Origin of the sequence: Streptomyces lacaronensis, from assembly GCF_047337785.1 — a bacterium.
Classification (GTDB): Bacteria; Actinomycetota; Actinomycetes; order Streptomycetales; family Streptomycetaceae; genus Streptomyces; species Streptomyces lycopersici.
The window spans coordinates 1,709,804-1,729,169 of sequence record NZ_JBLHDK010000003.1 but is presented as its reverse complement, the minus strand read 5'-3'; the positions used below and the strand labels follow the sequence as shown (position 1 = coordinate 1,729,169).

General features: G+C 72.3%; 21 protein-coding genes and 1 riboswitch. Of the genes, 10 read left to right on the top strand and 11 right to left on the bottom strand.

Features of this window, described 5'->3' with window-relative positions; genetic code table 11:
* Positions 1 to 240 precede the first annotated feature (240 nt).
* The 5 genes from ACMTAK_RS07700 (at position 241) to ACMTAK_RS07680 (ending at position 4,044) form a co-directional block, all read left to right on the top strand.
* Positions 241 to 663, top strand: a complete 423-nt coding sequence (locus ACMTAK_RS07700) for a septal ring lytic transglycosylase RlpA family protein (RefSeq protein ID WP_413104620.1) — start codon at positions 241 to 243, stop codon at positions 661 to 663.
* A gap of 13 nt (positions 664 to 676) precedes the next feature.
* Positions 677 to 1,312, top strand: coding sequence for a cell wall protein (locus tag ACMTAK_RS07695; protein ID WP_413805484.1), 636 nt, complete (start codon positions 677 to 679; stop codon positions 1,310 to 1,312).
* Entirely contained in the window at positions 1,309 to 2,169 is an 861-nt protein-coding gene (locus tag ACMTAK_RS07690; RefSeq protein ID WP_413805483.1) for a MauE/DoxX family redox-associated membrane protein, read from the top strand. Before ACMTAK_RS07695 ends, ACMTAK_RS07690 begins: the two co-directional genes overlap by 4 nt.
* A gap of 150 nt (positions 2,170 to 2,319) precedes the next feature.
* On the top strand, positions 2,320 to 3,189 hold the full coding sequence (locus ACMTAK_RS07685) for a ribonuclease BN (protein ID WP_413805482.1): 870 nt from the start codon (positions 2,320 to 2,322) through the stop codon (positions 3,187 to 3,189).
* A gap of 111 nt (positions 3,190 to 3,300) precedes the next feature.
* Positions 3,301 to 4,044: a Mut7-C RNAse domain-containing protein gene (locus tag ACMTAK_RS07680; RefSeq protein ID WP_413805481.1), complete on the top strand. Its 744-nt coding sequence runs from the start codon at positions 3,301 to 3,303 to the stop codon at positions 4,042 to 4,044.
* Positions 4,045 to 4,077: 33 nt separating this feature from the next.
* Here the strand turns inward: ACMTAK_RS07680 and ACMTAK_RS07675 are convergent, their stop codons facing one another.
* On the bottom strand, positions 4,078 to 4,251 hold the full coding sequence (locus tag ACMTAK_RS07675) for a hypothetical protein (RefSeq protein WP_209468677.1): 174 nt from the start codon (positions 4,249 to 4,251) through the stop codon (positions 4,078 to 4,080).
* Between the two features lie 73 nt (positions 4,252 to 4,324).
* Between ACMTAK_RS07675 and ACMTAK_RS07670 the strand changes: the two genes are divergently transcribed.
* Positions 4,325 to 5,266 (top strand): LysR family transcriptional regulator, encoded by a 942-nt coding sequence (locus tag ACMTAK_RS07670; protein ID WP_413805480.1) that lies wholly within the window; start codon positions 4,325 to 4,327, stop codon positions 5,264 to 5,266.
* Between the two features lie 75 nt (positions 5,267 to 5,341).
* Here ACMTAK_RS07670 and ACMTAK_RS07665 read toward each other — a convergent pair whose 3' ends face one another.
* Both ACMTAK_RS07665 and ACMTAK_RS07660 read right to left on the bottom strand, forming a co-directional pair.
* Positions 5,342 to 6,187 (bottom strand): glutathione S-transferase C-terminal domain-containing protein, encoded by an 846-nt coding sequence (locus ACMTAK_RS07665; protein ID WP_413805479.1) that lies wholly within the window; start codon positions 6,185 to 6,187, stop codon positions 5,342 to 5,344.
* Positions 6,188 to 6,535: 348 nt separating this feature from the next.
* A riboswitch (SAM riboswitch) is annotated at positions 6,536 to 6,682 on the bottom strand.
* Between the two features lie 124 nt (positions 6,683 to 6,806).
* Positions 6,807 to 7,952 carry a PP2C family protein-serine/threonine phosphatase gene (locus ACMTAK_RS07660; protein WP_413805478.1) on the bottom strand — a complete coding sequence of 382 codons (1,146 nt, stop codon included), beginning with the start codon at positions 7,950 to 7,952 and terminating at the stop codon, positions 6,807 to 6,809.
* An 85-nt stretch (positions 7,953 to 8,037) separates the two neighbouring features.
* Here ACMTAK_RS07660 and ACMTAK_RS07655 point away from each other — a divergent pair, with 85 nt between their 5' ends.
* A complete protein-coding gene (locus ACMTAK_RS07655; RefSeq protein WP_413805477.1) occupies positions 8,038 to 8,826 on the top strand; it encodes an Fpg/Nei family DNA glycosylase in 789 nt (262 codons plus the stop codon).
* Between the two features lie 60 nt (positions 8,827 to 8,886).
* Here ACMTAK_RS07655 and ACMTAK_RS07650 read toward each other — a convergent pair whose 3' ends face one another.
* Positions 8,887 to 9,870, bottom strand: coding sequence for a CU044_5270 family protein (locus ACMTAK_RS07650; protein ID WP_413805476.1), 984 nt, complete (start codon positions 9,868 to 9,870; stop codon positions 8,887 to 8,889).
* Positions 9,867 to 10,454, bottom strand: a complete 588-nt coding sequence (locus ACMTAK_RS07645; RefSeq protein ID WP_413805475.1) for an RNA polymerase sigma factor — start codon at positions 10,452 to 10,454, stop codon at positions 9,867 to 9,869. Before ACMTAK_RS07645 ends, ACMTAK_RS07650 begins: the two co-directional genes overlap by 4 nt.
* A 104-nt stretch (positions 10,455 to 10,558) precedes the next feature.
* Here ACMTAK_RS07645 and ctaD point away from each other — a divergent pair, with 104 nt between their 5' ends.
* A complete protein-coding gene (ctaD, locus tag ACMTAK_RS07640) occupies positions 10,559 to 12,223 on the top strand; it encodes an aa3-type cytochrome oxidase subunit I (protein WP_413805474.1) in 1,665 nt (554 codons plus the stop codon).
* 2 nt (positions 12,224 to 12,225) lie between these two features.
* Complete coding sequence (locus tag ACMTAK_RS07635) at positions 12,226 to 12,573, top strand: hypothetical protein (RefSeq protein ID WP_413812819.1); 348 nt, start codon at positions 12,226 to 12,228, stop codon at positions 12,571 to 12,573.
* Here ACMTAK_RS07635 and ACMTAK_RS07630 read toward each other — a convergent pair.
* From ACMTAK_RS07630 to ACMTAK_RS07605, 6 genes are all read right to left on the bottom strand, one after another.
* A complete protein-coding gene (locus tag ACMTAK_RS07630) occupies positions 12,560 to 14,443 on the bottom strand; it encodes a transglycosylase domain-containing protein (protein ID WP_413805473.1) in 1,884 nt (627 codons plus the stop codon). The genes ACMTAK_RS07635 and ACMTAK_RS07630 overlap by 14 nt on opposite strands.
* A 138-nt stretch (positions 14,444 to 14,581) precedes the next feature.
* A complete protein-coding gene (locus ACMTAK_RS07625) occupies positions 14,582 to 15,892 on the bottom strand; it encodes a sensor histidine kinase (RefSeq protein ID WP_413805472.1) in 1,311 nt (436 codons plus the stop codon).
* Between the two features lie 2 nt (positions 15,893 to 15,894).
* Positions 15,895 to 16,656: a two-component system response regulator CseB gene (gene cseB / locus ACMTAK_RS07620; RefSeq protein WP_413805471.1), complete on the bottom strand. Its 762-nt coding sequence runs from the start codon at positions 16,654 to 16,656 to the stop codon at positions 15,895 to 15,897.
* Positions 16,653 to 17,504 carry a hypothetical protein gene (locus tag ACMTAK_RS07615; protein WP_413805470.1) on the bottom strand — a complete coding sequence of 284 codons (852 nt, stop codon included), beginning with the start codon at positions 17,502 to 17,504 and terminating at the stop codon, positions 16,653 to 16,655. The genes cseB and ACMTAK_RS07615 overlap by 4 nt, the downstream gene beginning before the upstream one ends.
* A gap of 193 nt (positions 17,505 to 17,697) precedes the next feature.
* Positions 17,698 to 18,273, bottom strand: coding sequence for a LuxR C-terminal-related transcriptional regulator (locus ACMTAK_RS07610; protein WP_262702376.1), 576 nt, complete (start codon positions 18,271 to 18,273; stop codon positions 17,698 to 17,700).
* 342 nt (positions 18,274 to 18,615) lie between these two features.
* Positions 18,616 to 19,077: a hypothetical protein gene (locus ACMTAK_RS07605; RefSeq protein WP_413805469.1), complete on the bottom strand. Its 462-nt coding sequence runs from the start codon at positions 19,075 to 19,077 to the stop codon at positions 18,616 to 18,618.
* Here ACMTAK_RS07605 and ACMTAK_RS07600 point away from each other — a divergent pair.
* Positions 19,067 to 19,339, top strand: coding sequence for a hypothetical protein (locus tag ACMTAK_RS07600; protein ID WP_413805468.1), 273 nt, complete (start codon positions 19,067 to 19,069; stop codon positions 19,337 to 19,339). The two genes, ACMTAK_RS07605 and ACMTAK_RS07600, sit on opposite strands and share 11 nt — an antisense overlap.
* Positions 19,340 to 19,366 lie beyond the last annotated feature (27 nt).

Below are 19,366 nucleotides of genomic sequence, written 5' to 3'. Positions count from 1 at the left end.
ACCGCCTCGACGGACGGAGTCCGGCGCAGCCGCCCGAAGCCCGTGAGGCCCCCAGGGCCGAGCGGTGCGAGGGGGCCGTGGAGGTGGGGGTCGATGTGTGAGGGGGGCGGCCAGGCGAACGTCACGATCGTCGAGCGGTTGTGAGGACTCCGACCGGACGCCTTCCCGTGGCGACCGCGCCCGGCCCCGCAGATGATGGTGCTGCTCCGAGGGCGGGACCGAGGCCGGGAGGACAGTGCCATGGCGTGCGGATCGACCAAGCTCTGGAACGGCGAGGCCACCTGGTTCTGTTGTGGCAGCGCCTGGGGTCCGTGCGCCTCCGCGGGCGGCGGCGCGTGCGGCACCTGCCGGTCCAGCGCCTTGCAGGCCGCCTGGCCCAACGCCTCCAAGGCGTGCTGGGACATCACCCGGCCGGACCTGTGCGGCGAGGCCATACCCCGTCGCGGCTGCGGCTCGGTGATGAAGGTGCGCCATGACTGCTCGGGCGCGAGCGTCTGCGTCACCGTCAGCGACTGCGGCCCGCGCACCCGTAGCTTCTGCTCCGAGTCCACCTGCTGCGACGGGGTCTGCCGCACCAACCGGGTCATCGACCTCACCCCCGCCGCCTTCTCCGCCATCGGCAGTCTGAGCTCCGGCACCCTGCCGGTCTCCATCTTCGAATGAGGCGGGCCCGGCCATGAGCGCGTACCGAACCGGCGACCGACTCGACCGCCGTCGCTTCCTCACCACCGCCGCCCTCCACGGCGCCACCGTCGTCGGGGCGACCGCCCTGGGCGCCGTGGACGCCGACGCCGCCTTCGCGGCGCCCATACGCCCCCTGGATCCCGCGGTCGCCGAGAGTGCCTTCGCCGAGGGGCGGATCACCGCGATCAACGACGACGTCCTGTCGGTCGCGGGTTCCTACGGCGACCACTCCAGGGTGCGGGTCACGGGCGCCACCAGCGTCTGGAAGGCCCGGGCCACCACCGCGGCCGACATCGAGACCGGCGACGGCCTCTACGCCCGCGGCGTCCCCCTGCCCGACGGGTCCCTCGCCGCCGACGCGGTGTGGGTCAACATCGTGAACCTCCACGCCACCATCCGCGGCATCGAGAAGACCCGGCTGCACCTCGCCCACGGGCAGCACGAGATCGTCGGCAACCTCATGGCGGAGACCACCAGCGCCGCGTACGGCACCGCCTCGCCCACCGCCGACCTGTCCCGGCTCACCATCGGGCAGAGCGCCCAGGTGCTGGGCGCGTGGCGGCCGTCCGACGGTTCCGTGGACCTGGTCCGGGTCGCGGTCGCCCCCGGCGTTGGGAGGCGGCGGTGAGCGCCCTGGTCCGCGACCTCGCCCCGCTGGTGCTCGCCGGGGTGCTGGGACCGGCCGGTGCGGGCAAGCTGTTCGGCCGGGGCGCCGCCCGGCAGGCGCCGCGTACCGCGCTCGCCCGGCTGTTGCGCGACGGCGGCCGGGCCGCACTCGCCCTCCGCGTCCTCGGCGCGGTCGAGCTCCTCCTCGCCGCCGCGCTGCCGGCACCGCCCCTCACCCCGCTCCCGGGCACGGCGGCCGCCCTCCTCGGCGCGGGCTTCCTCGGCTACCTCGGCTACGCCCGCGCCGCCGCGCCCGGCTCCTCGTGCGGCTGTACGGCGCGGCGGGACGCCCCCCTCACCTGGCGCGCCTTCGTCCGTGCGGCCGCGGTCCTCGCGGGCGGGGTCACGGCGGCCCTGGCCCAGCAGCCCTGGTGGACCGTGGCGAGCCGCCGTCCGGCCGCGGCGCTGTGCGTGGTCCTGGCCGCCGCGGCGGCCCTGACGGCCCTGTCCGCCGATCCGGACCGCCGCTGGCGGATGCCGCTACGTCGGCTGCGGCTGCGGATCAGCGGGCATCCGCTCGCCGCGACCGGAGCGCGGACGGCGGTCCCGGTAGCCGCGACCGTCGAACTGCTGGAGCGTTCGCGCGCCTGGCAGAGCGTCTCCCGTGTGGTGCGCTCCGCGCTGCTGGACCACTGGGACGACGGCGGCTGGCGCATCCTCCAGTTCGCCGGGGTGTACGGGGGCGGCCCGGCCGCGAGGCCCGTGCTGGTGCTCTTCGCGGTGGACGCCGGGGCCAGCCTGGACACGGTGCGCGAGCCCGCCGTCCGGGTCAGCGTCATCGACGCGGACAGCGGGGCCCCGGTCATGGCCACGGCGTGAGGCCCGCCGAACGGGCACCGACGGCGGTCCGGGCGCCGCACATGTGTTCCGGGGGGAGTCCCGGCGGAACTCCCGGCGGAACGTCACCACCCCGAGTAGCCTGGACGGCACTGCCCAGGTCGAGCCGGTGGCGCGAGTAGGGGAGTGGGTATGTCCGAGAATCGGACCGCGTCCGGCTCCCGAGGGCCCCGGTCCTGGCCCTGGTGGCAGCGGCTGGAGGGCGCGTTCGACCGGTCCGCGATCGGACGCGGATGGCGCCGGGGCAGCGAATTCGAGCTGCTGCACCGCTCGATGGGCTTCGCCGCCCTGGGCTTTCTCACCCTGGTGCCCCTGCTGATCGTGGTCGCCGCGGCCGATCCGGTGAACCGGCTCGGCTTCGCCCAGTGGCTGGCCGAGGGCCTCGGGCTGACCTCGACCTCGCGGGACGAGGTGCAGCGGCTGTTCGCCCCGCCCAAGCAGGCGCTGGAGTCCACCACCGCCTTCGGCCTGGCCACGCTGGCCGTCTTCGGACTGCGCTTCGGCACGGTGCTCCAGGTCGGCTACGAGAAGGTGTGGGAGCTGCCGGCCGGCCGCTGGCACACCGTCTGGCGCCATCTGGTGTGGCTCGTGGTGCTGATCTGCTATCTGCTGCTCTCCGCCCATCTGGAGCCGGGCCTCTCCCGCGTGCTGGTGGCGGTGCTGGGCACGGTGCTGTTCTTCTGGTGGTCGCAGCGGCTGCTGCTCGGCGGGCGGATCAGCTGGGGCGCCCTGCTGCCCGGCGCGCTCGCCACCAGCGTCGGGCTGCTGGGGCTGCGGGTCTTCTCCCAGCTGGTGTTCTCCCCGCTGATCGCCTCCAGCACGGTCTCCTACGGCCCGGTCGGCACCGTCCTGGTCGTCCAGTCCTGGCTGGTCGGCGTCGGCTTCGTGGTCTTCGGCGGTGCGCTCGTCGGGCGGGTGCTGCACGAGGACTATCTGCGGATGGTGGCTTGGCGCCGCAAGCGGCGCCGCGACCGGGCCAAGGCGGCCGAACCGCCGGGGTGACGCCCCGGCCCGCGCGGTCTTTCCCGAGACGGCCACGTGGTCGGCGCGGGGTTGCCGCTGACCCCCGAAACGCCGTCGCACCGGGCCGGGGCCGCCTGGCATGCTGGCGGTGTGAACGGACCTGAGATCCACCTCAGCCTCGCCCCTGAACTGCGATTCTTCGCCGTTCCCGAGCGGCGCCGCCCCTGGACGGCGGTCGCCACCGACGGCGTCTCCACTCTCGGCCATGTGGTCGAGTCGCTGGGGGTGCCGCTCACCGAGGTGGGCAGGCTGCTGGTGAACGGCGAGGAGGCCGCCGTCTCGCATGTGCCGGGCGCGGAGGAGACCGTGGAGGTCCAGCCGGTCGTCCGCCCGCAGCGGGTGCCGGGCGCGCCGCTGCGCTTCCTGCTCGATGTGCACCTGGGCACGCTCGCGCGGCGGATGCGGCTGCTGGGCGTGGACGCCGCGTACGAGAGCGAGGACATCGGCGACCCCGAGCTGGCCGCGCGCTCCGCCGCCCAGCGCCGGGTGCTGCTCTCCCGCGACCGGGGGCTGCTGCGCCGCCGCGAGCTGTGGGCCGGGGCATATGTCTACAGCGACCGCCCCGATGAGCAACTGCGCGACGTCCTCGGCCGGTTCACCCCGGACCTGGCGCCCTGGACCCGCTGCACCGCCTGCAACGGCCCGCTGGAGGACGCCGACAAGGAGACGGTCCGGGAGGAGCTGCGGCACGGCACCCAGCGTACGTACGACGTCTTCGCACGCTGTACGGTCTGTGAGCGGGTCTACTGGCGCGGTGCCCACCACGCCCGTCTGGAGGCCATCGTGGCCGGGGCGATGGGCGAGTTCGGCGACGCGCGGACCGCGCTGTCCTGAGCGCCGGGCCGTTCGCCACGCCGCCGAGCGGCCCTAACGGCCGCAGCGGGGGCACTGGAAGTCATGTCCGCCCGCGGCGATCCCCTTGCCGCCGGCGCCGTAGGGAACCAGGACCATCTGGAGCCGTCCGCAGGCGCAGCGGCTCCAGACCACGACGCCCTCGCTGGTGGTGTGCCGGGAAACGATGGTGTGCGTATCGGTGTTCATGGCAGCAGGATGACGCCGGACGACCGTTGAGGTCCATTGCACGTTTTCCTGGTCATGTGTGCAAAATGATTTCATGATTGACCTCCGTCGGCTTCATATGCTCCGCGTGGTGCGCCAGCAGGGCACGGTCACCGCGGCCGCCGAGGCCCTGCACCTCACCCCGTCCGCGGTCTCCCACCACATGCGCGAGCTCGCGCGCGAGCTCAGGGTCCCGCTGCTGGAGCCGCACGGCCGCGGCGTCCGGCTGACCCCGGCCGGGCACCTGCTCATCGAGCACGCCGACGCGCTGCTGGCCCGGTGGGAGGAGGCGCGGGCGGAGCTGGAGTCCTACCGGGCGGGCATGACGGGACCGCTGCGCATCGCGGGCTTCACCACCGCGATCAGCGGCCTGATCGCCCCCGCGGCCGGGCGGCTGCGGCGCAGCCACCCCGACCTGCTGGTGCGGGTGCGCGAGTGCGACACCGAGGAGAGCATGGACCTGCTGGTGGCGGGCGAGGTGGATCTCGCGGTCGTGGAACCCATCGAGGGCGGGCCGCCGCCGGATGACGCGCGGTTCGAGCAGAGCCCCCTGTTGGAGGAGCCGCACATCATGCTGGTGCCGGCCGACCACCGGCTGGCGGGGGCGGTTTCGGTGCGGCTGGAGGACGCGGCGGCCGAGGACTGGATCGTCGCCGACGCGGGCACCTGCGACCACGCCCAGCGGGTGCGGATGCTGTGCGCGGCGGCCGGGTTCTCGCCGCGGATCGTGCACGCCGCCACCCACTGGTCGGCGGTCTGGTCGCTGGTCGGGAACGGGCTGGGCGTCTCGCTCATCCCGCGGCTGGCCGAGGGCCCGGCGGGCCAGGCGGTGGCGCGGGTGCCGGTGGCGGGCGAGAACATGCCGACGCGGCGGATCCTCACCTGCGTACGCCGGGGCAGCCTGCGGAACCCGCTGATCGACCTCGGGATACGGGCGCTGGAAGAGGCGGTGCGCCACCACCAGAGCCTGGACGACTGGCCCCGGACCGCCGCCTGACGGCGCACCATGACGCCCTCTCAGGACACCTGGACGTCCTCTCGGGGCCGGGGCCGGGGCCGCCTCGACGCCCTCTCAGGACACCTCGTCCTGGAGGGCCTCCGGAAGCGTGGTGTGGAAGGCCGGGTGGGCGTGCAGCCGCCGTACGTAGGCGCGCAGCCGCCCATGGCGGGAGACCCGGTCGGCCGCGTGGGCGTCCAGGAGGAGCCGGTGCTCGGTGTCCAGTTGGACCAGGGCCACCCACAGGTCCACATCGGCGGCGGTCAGCTCCTCGCCCAGGGCGTACGGCGCGGCCGTCAGCCGGCGGTCGAGCCGGCCGAGGGCGGTCAGCAGCCGCTCCAGCGCCGTCTGCCGGCACTCCGCCTCGGCTGCCGTCCCGGCCTGCCGGGCGGCGTGGATGATGTCCGCGTCGATGAGGTCGCGGAGGGCGTCGATGTCCGTTGCGAGGGCCGCCGGACGCAGCGGGGGGCGTCCGGTTCCGCTGTCGTCGCTCAGATGGCCGGCGAGGTCGCGCAGAATGTCGGGCGTGTGATTGCTGACGACGCGTCCGGTCCAGCGGTCGCACAGCGCGGGCGCGTCCACCGGTCCGCCGTAGCGGTGCCAGGTGGCCTCGTAGGCCCCGCGCAGTGCGGCGTACGCCTCGGGGGTGTCGTCCGGGAGCCCGACGAGGGTGGTGGCCACGGTGTCCCGCAGCCCGAGCAGATCGAGGGTGATGGAGACGCGCAGTGAGAGCGGACAGCTCGCGGAGAGATAGAGCCGATAGCGGTGCGGCACCGGATAGAAGCCACCGGCGAGGTCGACGCCGATGCGGCTGCGGAAGCGGTGCGGTGGCGCGGGTGGGGCGATCCGGGGGCGGGGCGAGCAGGGGTCGGGGTCGAGAAGAGCGGCGGGACCTGAACTGACCGGAAACGTCTCGGACATGGCTCTCCAGGGCAGTGACGAAAGGCCCCGGCCACCGCCGGTCGAGGGCGGCGCCGATGGCACGACGGAAGGGAAGCCCGCGCGGGGCGCCCGCCTGGACGGTGCCGGGACACACCCGACCCCCGGCGGCGCGGGACCGCGCTCGGTGACCGTGTCGGCTCGGGCCGACTCAGAGAGCTGGACTGGAGGCGCTGCAGATGCGCAGCAGATCGATGTGCAGCCGTCTGGTCAGGAGGTGGAGCCGGTGGAGCGGGGACAACGGACGGGGACACCGGCGGGCGCCGTCCCCGTGGCTGTCGGTCCTGGGCATCTCCACCGATCCCATCATCGGGGGCTCGCGAGGCAGCGAGACCGCGCTTGTCCCGTCCACGCCGACGGAACCTGGTCGTCACCCGGGGGCACCCCGTCGCGGGAGAAGGGTTGCCTGTCAACGAGCCGGGGCCGATGACCCACCTGAGCGGGGGTTCCGCACGGTGGGCGCTGACAATCGTGACCGTCCCTGACAGTGTCGTCGCGCTCCGCGAGGGCGTCAACCCATGCCGGAGCGGTCAACACCGCCCGGCGGTACGGCGGATGTACGGCGCCCCGGCGCGACCGGCTCGGCGGTGGCGCGACCGGCTCAGCGGAACGGCCGGTCCGGGCCGCCGGTGTCCCGCTCGATGAGGACCATGGCCGCGTCGTCCGCCAGCCGTCCCTCGGTGTGCCGGACCAGGGCGTGGCGCAGCCCGTCCAGGTACTCGGAGGGGGTGGCGCAGTCCAGCGTCTCCATGGTCCGGTGCAGCGGAAAGAACTCGTTGTCGTCGTTGCGGGCCTCGATCACCCCGTCGGTGTGCAGCAACACCCGGTCACCGGGCAGGAACGGAAAGGTCTCGACGCCGATCGCGGGCGGGCCGAGGAACTCCTCGAGGCCGAGCGGCGGCAGCGGGCGCGCCGGGTCCAGGGAGCGCACCTGGCGCTCGCGCATCACCAGGGGCGGCGGATGGCCGCGGTTGATCAGCTGGATCAGCGACTCGTCCGTCACCTGGGCGAGGAGCACGGTGACGAACTGCTCCTCCAGCTCCTGCGGATCCTGTAGCTGGGAGCGGTCCAGCAGCTCGTACTCGCGCGCCAGCGCGGCCGCACAGCGGTGCATCACCTCGGCGAGGTCCTGCTCGTAGTGCACCGCCTCCCGGAAGGCGCCCACGACGGCCGCGGCGGACCGCACCGCGGCCAGCCCCTTTCCCCGCACATCGCCGACGATCAGCCGCACTCCGTAGCGGGTGCACATCGCTTCGTAGAGGTCCCCGCCGATCTGCGCACCGCGCTCGGCCGCCAGATAGACGCTGGCGGTGTTCACCAGGCCCATCCGGGCGGGCAGCGGCCGCAGCACCACGTTCTGGGACACCTCGGCGATCCGGCGGATATGGGCCAGCTCGCGGTCCCGGCGCACCCGCACCGCGCTGGTCGCCACGCTCGCCACCGTCACCACCAGCAGGGCCAGCAGATTCGTGTACACCTGCGGGGTGCCCCAGGCGTCGTTGTGGATGGCGGTGATCGCGCTGACCACGCCCGCCAGCACCGCCACCCCGACGGTGCCGGCCGGCCCCATGGTCACCGCCGCCAGCGCCGGCGCCGGGGAGAGCAGGGGGCCGGTGTAGAGGGTGTGCGCGGGGGAGAGCTCGATGCTGAGTACCGCGGCCAGGACCAGGAACGGCAGACACCGTGTGATCGCGAACAGTTTCTGGCTGCGACCGCTCACCCCTGGGGCGGCGCGCATGAATCGCATAATTGGGTACTTTATCCGATGAAGGCTCCCGAACGGGGGTGCTCTCCACAACGCGCTACGGAAGCCCCGGGCGTAGCCTGACGCTATGCCCGAGCTTCCGGACGTCGAGGGGTTCCGGCGGACGCTCGCCTCCTGCGCCCAGGGCCACCGCGTCGAACGGGCGGAGGTGGCCGATGCGGGGGTGCTGCACGGGGTGACCGCGCAGCGCCTGAAGCGCGACCTCAAGGGCCGCCGCTTCGCGGCACCGCGCCGCCACGGCAAGTGGCTGATCGCCCCCACCGACGGGCCCACCGTCGTGCTCCACTTCGGTATGACCGGGCGGCTGGTCTGCGGGGCGGACTCCGAACCGGCCGGCCGGTTCCAGCGCGTCGCCTTCGATCTCGACGACGGCCACCGCCTCGGCTACGAGGACCAGCGCAAACTCAAGGGCATCTGGCTCGCCGCCACCGACGACGACATCGACCGGATCATCGGCGATCAGGGCCCGGACGCGCTCTCGCTGAGCCGGGCCGATCTGGACCGGCTGCTGGAGGGGCGGCGCGGACGCGTCAAGGCCACCCTGACCGACCAGGCCGTGATCGCCGGACTCGGCAATCTGCTCGGCGACGAGATCCTGTGGCACGCCCGGATCCATCCGCGGCGGCCGGTGAACGCGCTGACCGACGACGAGCGCCATGGGCTCCACAGCGCGCTGCGCGAGGTGCTGCGCGCCTCGGTACGGGCGGGGCGGGTGCCGGACGACCCGGACTGGCTCACCGGGCGGCGCGACGATCCGGATCCGCACTGCCCCCGCTGCGGCAATCCGCTGCGCCGCGGCCGGATCTCCGGGCGGACCAGCCTCTGGTGCCCCCACTGCCAGCGGGAGGACGCCTGACGCCCGACCGGGCCACCCGCGCCCCCGCGTCCCGCCTGCCCCTCCCGCCGTGGCCGGTGGTCAGGAGAGGTAGGCCGTGTAGGACATCACATCGCCCGCCTTCACCCGGTACTCGGGATCGTCCCGGGTGAAGGTCTCCTCGATGTCCAGCACCCCGCCGTCGTCCGGGTCGAGGACGATCAGGTAACGGCTCCCGGGGGTGCTGGTGAACCGGAATCCCTGTCCCTCCCGGCCGAGCCGGTCGGTGACCCTGCCCGCCGGGCGAAGCCCCTCGAGCCCGGAGAGCAGTGTGACGATGTCCGCCCTCTGGCGCGGTCCCGGGGTCCACACCGTGCGGAAGGACCCGATGGCCGAGAGCAGCTCTTCCGGGTCGCGGTCGGCGCCCGGGGACCAGACGGCGAGATACTCGCGCAGCGCGGAGGCACCGGCCGGGGGGTCCTCGAAGTAGCTCTGGTTGGCGCCGTTGATACCGGGTGGATAGTGCTCCTCGCTCAGCACCTTGCCGTCGTGGACCGTACGCGGCGGGGGACCGTCCTCGATCACCGGGCGGCCCGGATGGCGCGGGTCGGTGGCCACCTCCAGCGTGGAACCGCTGCCGTCCGCGTTCCAGCGGGTCAGCGACTCCCGGGGCAGTGTCACCGCGTCCTCACCCGATTTCATGCTCAGCGCCCAGCTCTGGAAATGGCTGCCCCGCTCGCTCTTCCCCGGGGACTCCTCGGCCGCGGCCCGCGCCCGCCGGGCGATCTCGGAAATCGATACGTCTGCCCGGGAGACATGCGCCACCAGCGGCAGTGGCCTGGGCGCGGCCACGGCGGGGGAGGAGCCGGTGCCCGAGACGGTCAGCGCCAGGGCGACGACCGTCGCGGCAGCCGCGGCCCCCAGGCTCCAGACCGCGCGCCGCCGGACGGTACGGCGCCGCCGGTCCCGGGACGGCAGCCGCCGCAGCAGCAGCTCGGCCCGCGCGTCCAGCGGCCGGTCCCGCCAGGGGCCGGTGTCGGCGGACACGGGGTCGGCCTCGCGGAGCAGATCCAGTTCGTCGGTCATGCGTGTCCATCCTTGCCGGCCCTGTCAGCCCTCTGGGACCTGTCGCTCTTGCCGCTCGTGCACCCCAGCGAGACCCGGTCGTCCCGGCGCAGGGTCTCTATCTGCTCCCGCAGCCGCCGCCGGGCCCGGTGCAGCCGCATCGCCGCGGCGGACCGGCCGCACCCCAGCACGGTGCCGAGCTCCTCGACGGTCAGCTCCTCCCACGCCGTCAGCCGCAGCACCTCCTGGTCCGCCTCGGCGAGCCGGGCCAGCGCCTCCAGCACCCAGGAGCCCGGCCGCTCCGCGTCCGGGCTCGCCACGGTGCGCCCGCCGCGCGTCACCTCATGGTGGCCCAGTTTGAGCAGCAGTCTGCGGTAACGGCCCTTGCCGCGCACCGTGTTGGCCAGGCAGTGCCGGGCCACCCCGTACAGCCACGGCAGCGGTGACTCGGGGAGTTCGTCCCGGCGCCGCCAGGCCACCGCGAAGACCTCGGCGACCACTTCCTCGACGTCCCAAGCCTGGTCGTCCAGCCGCCGTGCCACAAAACGGCTGACCGCCCAGTAATGCTCACGGTAGGCGGCGTCGAAGGCGTCGTCGGTGCTCATGATCCGAAGGTGTCCGGCACACCGCAGATCATCACACCTCGCGCCGGGCAATCTTGACCGGCCGTCGGAGTGACGATCCACGGGGCGCCGGACACCTAGCGGTCATGAGGAACAACACCGTTGTCGCGGCGGCGCCGGCCGCCCCGCCGTCGCGCCGCCCCGGGCCGGGGGCCACGGCCGTGAAATGGCTGACCACCACCGATCACAAGACGATCGGCACGCTCTACCTGATCACCTCGTTCGCCTTCTTCTGCATCGGCGGGGTGATGGCGCTGCTGATGCGCGCCGAACTGGCCCGTCCGGGTATCCAGATCATGTCGAACGAGCAGTTCAACCAGGCGTTCACCATGCATGGCACGATCATGCTGCTGATGTTCGCCACCCCGCTGTTCGCGGGGTTCGCCAACTGGATCATGCCACTCCAGATCGGTGCGCCCGATGTGGCGTTCCCTCGGCTGAACATGCTGGCGTACTGGCTGTACCTCTTCGGCTCGCTGATCGCGGTGGGCGGGTTCCTGACCCCGCAGGGCGCGGCCGACTTCGGCTGGTTCGCCTACTCCCCGCTGTCGGACGCGGTCCGTTCGCCGGGTGTCGGCGCGGACATGTGGATCATGGGTCTGGCCCTGTCCGGGTTCGGCACCATCCTCGGCTCGGTCAACTTCATCACCACGATCATCTGTATGCGCGCCCCGGGCATGACGATGTTCCGCATGCCCATCTTCACCTGGAACGTGCTGCTGACCGGTGTGCTGGTGCTGCTGGCCTTTCCGGTGCTCGCGGCGGCGCTGTTCGCCCTGGAGGCGGACCGCCAATTCGGGGCGCATGTCTTCGACGCGGCCAATGGCGGGGCGCTGCTCTGGCAGCATCTCTTCTGGTTCTTCGGTCATCCGGAGGTCTATATCATCGCGCTGCCGTTCTTCGGCATCATCTCCGAGGTCATTCCGGTGTTCTCCCGGAAGCCGATGTTCGGCTATGTCTCGCTCATCGCGGCGACGATTTCCATCGCGGGCCTTTCGGTCACCGTCTGGGCGCACCACATGTATGTCACCGGCGGAGTGCTACTGCCGTTCTTCTCGTTCATGACGTTCCTGATCGCCGTGCCCACCGGCATCAAGTTCTTCAACTGGATCGGCACGATGTGGAAGGGGTCGCTGAGCTTCGAGACCCCGATGCTCTGGGCGGTCGGCTTCCTGATCACGTTCGTCTTCGGCGGTCTGACCGGCGTGATCCTGGCCTCGCCGCCGATGGACTTCCACGTCTCGGACACCTACTTCGTGGTCGCCCACTTCCACTACGTCATCTTCGGCACCGTGGTCTTCGCCATGTTCGCCGGATTCCACTTCTGGTGGCCCAAGTTCACCGGCAAGATGCTCGACGAACGGCTGGGAAAGATCACCTTCTGGACCCTCTTCCTCGGCTTCCACGGCACGTTCCTGGTGCAGCACTGGCTCGGCGCCGAGGGAATGCTGCGCAGAATTCCCGACTACCTGGCGGTCGACGGCTTCACCACCCTGAACACCATCTCGACCATCAGCTCCTTCGTCCTCGGCCTGTCGTTCCTGCCGTTCCTCTACAACGTCTGGAAGACTGCCAAGTACGGCGAGAAGGTCGTCACCGACGATCCCTGGGGCTATGGACGTTCGCTGGAATGGGCGACCTCCTGTCCGCCGCCGCGCCATAACTTCGTCAGCCTGCCGAAGATCCGTTCCGAATCCCCCGCGTTCGATCTGCACCATCCCGATGTCGGCCAGAAGGAGAGTGTGGCGTGAGTATGGCCAGAGCCGCCGAGCCCCCCGGTATCGCCGCCGGAATCAACCAGATCGAGGGCTACCTGCTGTTGCGGGGCGAGCGGGACGCGGCCCGGGAGCGGGCCCGCCGCCTCACCGGCCGGCTCGACTGGCTGACTTCCGCCCAGCGGGCGGAGGTCGAGCGGGTCTACCTCCAGGACCAGCTGGCCGTCACCGAGCAGACCCTGCGCACGGTGGTGCGGCGCTGCGAGGAGATGCGGGCGGAGTACCAGGAGGTCTACCGGACGCTGCGCCGCCGGCTGCTGCTGGCCTGTCTCCTCGGGGCCGGAGCCCTCTCCGGCGGCCTCGCCGCCGCCCTCACCGTGCGGTAGGCCCCGTCTCGGTCGGGACCGGAACCACCCCCGACCCGGCGGGGCCGAAGTCGAACCAGGCCGGGGGCGCGTCGCCCAGGGCCTGGCCGGTGTAGTGGCTCCAGAGCCCGGCGACCCGCTGGACACGGGCGTCCGTCAAGGGGATCTGCTTCCGCTTCTTGGCGTCCTCGCCGAAGAGGGCGACCGCGGTGACCAGGTCCGGGGTGTAACCGACGTACCAGGCCGCCCTCTTGTCGTCGGAGACCCCGCCCTTGCCCGCCGAGGGCCGTTTGACGGCGCGTACCGCGGTCGCTCCGCCGTCCTCGACGAGGCTCTGGGTGATCAGCTGGGCGGCCGCGGGGGCGATCGCCTGGTCGCCCACCGCCTTGGGCGGCCCGGCCGTCTCGTCGCCGCGCCGGGCGGACCTCACGATGCTCGGGGTGACCCGCTTGCCCTGGTGGTCGAACGAGGCGTAGACACCGGCCATCCTCAGCGGGCTCGAACCCATCAGCCCCAGCCCGACCGACTCCTTGGTGGCGAAGCCGCCGCCGTCGGTGTCCATGCCCAGCGCCCCGGCGGTGTGCTTGACCTCCGGCAGTCCGCCGGCGGTGGCCCCGTCCCGCATCTTGGCGTCCAGGGACGCGGCGGCGCTGACCGGTTCGAAGACGGGGCCCACCTGGTAGTCGCCGCGGGTCGCGTTGGACAGATAGTGCCGGGTGTAGTCCCGGCCGCCGTAGAGCGCGACGATCCGCCCGTTCCTGGGGTCCACCGAGACCGCGCCGCCCTGGGTGGCGGCCGCGTCCGCACGGGCCCGCTTGCCCTTGGCGGAGCCGTCGAGGCCCTGGTGCATCGTCTCCTCCAGCGCCCGCTGTTTGGCCGGATCGACGTTGAGGGTGATGGTCCAGCCGCCCGCGGCGAGTTCCTGCTCGCTGACGCCCGAGGCGATCAGCTCATTGCGGGCCGCGTCCACGAGGTACCCGGCCTGTCCGCCGAGGCCGGGGGCGGGCTCGGGGGCCACCGGCACGGGGAAGCGCATCCGCTTCCGCTCCGCGGGGTCCAGCCAGTGCATGTCCACCATGTTGTCCAGCACGTAGTTCCAGCGCCGGATGACCAGGCGCTTCGCCTTGGGGCTCGCGACGGCCCAGTCGTACTGGCTGGGGGCCTGCACCAGCGCGGCGAGGTACGCGCCCTCCTCGACGGTGAGGTCGTCCACGTCCTTGTCGTAGTACGCGCGGGCGGCGGCCTGGACGCCGTAGGCGACGCGGCCGAAGTAGCTGGTGTTCAGATACCCCGCGAGGATGTCCTCCTTGGAGTTGCGCTGGTCGACCTTGAGGGAGATCACCAGCTCCTTGATCTTGCGGGTGGCGGTCTGCTCCTGGCTCAGGTAGTAGTTCTTGACGTATTGCTGGGTGATGGTCGAGCCGCCCTGAGTGCCCTTGCCCGTCACGGTGTTGACCAGCCCCCGCAGGATGCCCATCGGGTCCACGCCGGAGTCCTTGTAGAAGGACTTGTTCTCGGCCGCGACGAACGCGTGCTGCACACCGGTGGGCACCCGGTCGAGGGTGACCATCTCGCGGTTGATCTCGCCGGTGCGGGCGAGGATCGTGCCGTCGCTGAACTTGTAGACGTTGCTCTGCGCCTTCGCCTGCGCGTTGGCCCTGGGGATGTCGATCGAGTAGTAGAGCACCGTGAACGCCCCGATCAGCAGGGCGCAGAGGGCGGCCACATAGGCGAGCAGCTTCCGCCAGGTGAAGAACCGCCGGATGCCGGTGCGCTTCCGCTTGCCGCGTCCCCTGGCTCCGCGCCGCCGGCCCGGGGGTCTGGTGTCCCGCGGCGTCTGCTCCGAGTCCGGTGTGAACCGTACGCGTAGTGCCGTCAGGGGACCTGCCATGCCGATTGCTCCTCCGTCGATCCCGGCCGCGAGGTTTCGCGCGGGTCGGCGCCATCCTCCTCAGCGAAGGTCTTCGGAACCGCAACGGACGGTCTCGGCGGGGGCTCGGCCGGGTCTCGACTTCCGCTCGACGGTGTATCAGCCGTGTATCGGTCCGGGCTCCGGCGGTTCGGGCTGCTCGGGCCGCTCGGGCAGGCGCAGCGTGGCGACCGCGCCGCCGTCCGGTGCGTTGCCGAACTCCAGCGTGGCGCCGATGACCTGGGCCTGGCCGGCCGCGATGGTCAGCCCGAGACCATGGCCCCGGCCCCGCTCCCGGACCCCGGTGCGGAACCGCTGCGGGCCCTTCTCCAGCAGATCGTCCGGAAAGCCGGTGCCGTGGTCGCGGACCGTCACGGTCCGGCCGTCCGCCGCCACCGTCACCTCGACCGGTTCGCGGCCATGGCGATGGGCGTTGACCACGAGATTGGCGACGATACGGGTCAGCCTGCGGGGGTCCGTCCACACCTTCGGGCCGTCCGTGACGTCCTGCTGCCGGGTGTCCTCGCAGTCCCGCTGCCCGGTGTCCTCCGCCGCGCCGGTCCGCAGCCGTGCCGACAGCCCGGTGCCCGCGATGGCCTCCTCGAGCACCGGCCCCAGGGGGCAGGGGGACAGATCGGCCTCCTCCGCCCCCGCGTCCAGCCGGGAGATCTCCAGCAGTTCCTCGACCAGCGTGCTCAGCACCCGCACCCGGTCGCGCACATACCCTGCCGCCTCGCCCGGCGGGAGCAGCTCGGCGGCGGTGACCAGACCCATCAGCGGGGTACGCAGCTCATGCGCCACATCGGCGGTGAACCGCTGCTCGTCGAGCAGCCGCTCCTGAAGCGCGGCGGCCATCGAGTCCACGGCCCCGGAGATCTCGGCGATCTCGTCGTGCGGGCGGGTGGCGGGGGAGATCCGGGCGTCCAGGTCCCCGGCCGCGATCCGCCGCGCGGTGGCCGCCGCCAGCCGCAGCCGCCGGCTCATCCGCTCGGCGGTCAGCACGCCCAGCGGCAGCACCACGGCGGTGGTCATCAGCCCGGCCAGGATGATGTTGGTGTCCAGCGCGCCGATGTCGCGCATCGCGGTGCTCATGTCGAGGCGTACGGACAGGACTTGGTCGTCGGCGGGCCGGGCCGCCCACATCGCGGGTCCGCCCGGGCCGGTGGTGAACTCGGTGCCCTGATGGCCCTTTCCCACCAGGCGCCGCAGATCACCGGGGAGCCCGGGTGCGTCCAGCACCGCCCCGGAGCCCTGGACGGCGCCGGTGCGGGCGTAGATGACCGCGGCGCGGTCGAGCGTGGTCCGCGCCCCGTCGCGCGCCTGGGACAGTTCGCGCTCGCGCGAGGCGTGGTGCACCAGGACGCCCACCGCGGCCGCGGCGGCACAGGTCGCCGCCGCCACCAGGGCGACTATCCGCCATCTCAGCGTCATCGTCAGCGCCGCAGCTTGTAACCGAAGCCGCGGACCGTCTCGATCCGTTCGGCGCCTATCTTGGCCCGCAGCCGCTGCACATGGAGGTCGACCACACGGGTGTCGCCCTGCCACGCGTGGTCCCAGACCCGGCTGAGCAGCGTACGGCGCTCCAGCACCACACCGGGCGAGCCGGCGAACTCCAGCAGCATCCGCAGTTCGGTGGGGGTCAGGGCCAGCGGCTCTCCCGCGCGGCGCACCTCCATGCCGCGGGTGTCGATGGTCAGATCGCCGAAGACGAGGGTGTCGGGACCGGCCGCGCCGTCCGCCTCCGGTGCCCCGCCGCGCGCCTCGGCGCGCGAGGCGCGGGCCACGGGGGTGAAGGAGGCGCGGCGCAGCAGCGAGCGGATACGGGCCACCAGGACCGCGCTCTCGCACGGCTTGACCACATAGTCGTCGGCGCCCGCCTCGAGACCGGAGACCACGTCCAGGGAGTCACCGCGCGCGGACATCATCAGGATCGGCGCCAGGCTGAACTCGCGGACCCTGCGGCACAGTCCGATGCCGTCCAGCTCGGGCAGCATCACATCAAGCAGCAGCAGATCGGGCTGTCTCTCGCGGAAGATCTCCAGCCCGGTGAGGCCGTCGCCCGCGGTGGACACGGTGAAGCCGTACCGCTCCAGGGCCATCCGCACCGTATTGCGGATCACCTCGTCGTCCTCGACGAGCAGCAGATGCGCCTCGGTCGGGGAGCCGGGGCCGGGCGGGGTGAAGGCGGTGGTCATCGCGTCGTCCTCGTCTCCGTACGGGTACCGGTACGGGTACCCGTGTCGGCGGCTGTGCCGGTGCTGCTCGGCACGGGCTCCGGTGCGGCGCCGGGGTCGGCGGTCCGGGCGGCCGCGCCCTCCCCCGGGACCGGCGGCCGGGTGGCCGCGCCGTCCTCCGGGACGGGGGTCCGGGTGGCCGTGCCGCCATCGGGCGTCACGGCCGCCATGACGGTGCCGTTCCAGCGGAAGCGGGTGGTGACCCGGCCGTCCCCGCCGATCGCGGAGATCAGCAGATCACGGCCGAAGGTTTCGCCGGTGAGCCCGGGAGGGCCCCAGTAGATCAGCACGGGGCGGACCGTGCGGCCCGAGGCGGTGTAGACCTGAAGCAGCGTCCGCTCGAACGCCGGCAGATCGGCCGCCACCACCAGTTCGTCCCGGCCGTCACCGGTCAGATCGCGGTGGACGGTGTCCCGCAGCGGGCAGTAGCCGCCGTCCGGGCACAGCGAGACCTCCTTCTGCACCACCGCCGGCACATTGGGGTCGTGGAGCAGCAGGTTCTTGGCGGACAGGGCGGCCAGTCCGCCCGAGGGCACCTTGACCTTGTCCACCGGCAGATAGCGGGCGAAGTCGGGCTTCTCGCGGGGCGTGGTCACGGCCGAGGGGGTGTACCGGGGCCAGAGCGGAACCGCGCTGGCCGGTGCCGAGAGCGAGGGCGCCGAGCCGTCGTCCCGCACCCCCGCCTGGGCCGCGCAGCCCGCGGCGGTCACGGCGGCGCACGCGGCCACCACGGCGGGCAGGAGGGCGCGGGGCGGCCTGGGGCGGGGGCGGCGTCGCGCGGTGCGCGATCCGGTGGGGAGTGAACGCATGGCCGTCTCAGCCTACTGAGCGACGGAGGCGTGCCACGCCGGACCCGTGAGGTTCGGCCGGGCCGTGGGAGCCGTGAGGTATCGGCCGGACCGCGGGAGTCATGACGCGGCGGCCGGGGCGCCGAAGACGAACAGGCCCGGGGCGGCACCGCCCCGGGCCTGTTCGGTGTGACGTGGCGTCACATGATATGTGTCACTTGATGAATTCCGGGCGAACGCGGGCCGGCCAGGTGCCGACGGTCAGCATGCCCGCCGCGTAGGCGCGCGAGACCAAGGCCGCCCGGTTGGGTGCCTTCATCTTCCGCAACATGGATCCCACGTGGTATTCGACGCCCTGTCTGCTGAGATAGAGCTTGGCGGCCATCTGCACGGTCGACGCGCCGGTGGCCACGCCCTCGAGTATGCGGGCCTCCAGCGGCGACAGCAGTTTCTGGCTGGTGGGGGTCGGTTCCTCCTCTGGTCGTTCGGCATCAGGTTTGACCATCACGACGATGGCCGCGAGTCGGTCGGACCGGCCCTGGATGGCCGTGCCGGTCAGCTTGCCCGAGAACACCTGGCCCCGTGAGTGGTAGCCGAGGACGCGCTCGGTGAAGCGGGTGCGCCGCCCGTCGTGCAGCCGCGAGAAGTGTTCCCGCAGGACGGAGGGGGTGCTGGGGTGCAGCAGGTCGAACAGGCTGCGGCCGCACAACTCGGCGGACGAGGCGCCGAAGTGTCGGAAGAAGTCCTCGTCCCCGGCCACCACATGGAGGTCGGGGGCGAGTGTGGCCATTCCGGTGGCGTGCCGCGAGGCGGCGGACACTGCCTGTCCGGGCACTCGAGGGGCACTCTGAGCGCTGTGGGGGAGGGCCAAGAGGAGTCACCGCTTTCGGTCGGTTCGTGACGGAGTGGTCAGTCCGTCTCGGGTGAACCCCCAGGTGACGGAGGGTCGGCGCATCGCGGCCACGCAATGCGCCGGACCCCAGGGGGAATTCAGTGACGGGTGTTAGGCCCGCTTCCTGGTGTATACCAACGCTACGGTGACTGTGGAGTGCCCGTTTCCAACAGAGTTCTGCCCGTTTTTTGACCGCTTTGCGGACGGAGTCGATGCGGCGCGAAGCCGCTGGTCGAAGCGTTACGCCGCGGCCTTGGCGGACCTGCGCGTTTGCGAACGGCTCCCGGAACGGGCGCTCTTCGAACTCGGGCGACCCGCCGTGCGACCCTCGCCGCGGGCCGTGCCGCGCTGCTCGGACGGCTCGGCCATGACGCCGCCCTTGCGCAGCACCGCGTAACCGACCCCGATGCCGACGGCCACCGGCCATTCGATGACCTCCACGGCACCCAGCGCCCCGAGCCCCACGTACAGCGGGAGTCCGCCCTTGGCGGGCAGCACCCGGCGGGCCATCTCGATCGGCTTCATCGCCACCTTGGCCGCACCGCCGGTGGCACGGGTGGTGGCGTGGCCGACCGTCCCGAAGGTCTCCCTCGTGGCGTGGCCCACGGTGTCGAGGGTTTCCCTGGTGGCGTGGCCGACGGTGTCGAACCCCTCCTTCGTGGCGTGGCCCATGGCGTCGAGCGTGGGCACCGTGACGGTCACGCGGCGCCTGCCGTCGCTGCGCGATGTCTCCATGGGGCCCTTCGCGGCCTTCGCCGTCCGCTGCCGCTGTGTGGTCTTCGACGGCCTGGTGGACTTCGTCGTCCTCTTGGCCTGCGAGGGCTTCGAGGTGGCCGACGTGGTCTGGGACTTCGTCGTCGACTTGCCGCCGCGCGCCGGCGATGCCGTCTTCTTCGCGGCGGTCGAGGAACTGCGCTTGCGTGAAGTAGCGGGAGTGGTCACTGGTCTCACGTCCACACGGTGATTGGAATCTTCTTCCCTTTTCAGGGTA